This window comes from Paragemmobacter kunshanensis, from assembly GCF_011059185.1.
GTDB lineage: Bacteria > Pseudomonadota > Alphaproteobacteria > Rhodobacterales > Rhodobacteraceae > Paragemmobacter > Paragemmobacter kunshanensis.
Map to the genome: position 1 here is coordinate 1 of NZ_JAALFE010000116.1, position 540 is coordinate 540.

Below are 540 nucleotides of genomic sequence, written 5' to 3' on the forward strand. Positions count from 1 at the left end.
GTCGTCTAATCGCAGCACATTTTGCAAGCCCTTTCTTTCGGGGTGGCGCAGAAAGCCGTTGATGTTCAGCGCAGATGTTCGTCGAGGCGTGCCGATATACGTTTGCCGGAGCAGGGTCGTCTTCGCGGTCGACACGTTGGTCGCCGCATGATTGGTGTTCGCGGGTTGGGCCTTCCTATGTCTGATCCGCACTCAGCTGAGGTTTCAGCGGTGCATCCCCCTGCACGAAAGGCCCTACCTTCGTCCCGGCAGGGACGCTTCGGCGCGCTCAAGGTCCGAGCGCTATTCTATTGTTCTCAAGCAGTTGGCCTCATAGCTCGTTCAAAAAGCGTGCCGTCTCGAAGCATCGCATGCATCGTCACCGCCAGCTTCCTTGCCAGTGCAACGGCCGCCCGCTTGAAGCCGATGCGCTCCCTCAGTTTCAGCCCCCAAGCCCGCAGGTCACTTTCAGCTGAACTGCGGGTCAGAATAACGGATGCCGCCTCGTATAGGAGACCTCGGAGGTGATGATCACCCCGTCGGGATATGTGGCCCTTATAA

General features: G+C 58.7%; 1 pseudogene. It reads right to left on the reverse strand.

Annotated features, from left to right (window positions below):
* Nucleotides 1-296: 296 nt before the first annotated feature.
* Nucleotides 297-540: pseudogene (locus tag G5V65_RS22060) on the reverse strand (IS110 family transposase); the annotation flags it as partial.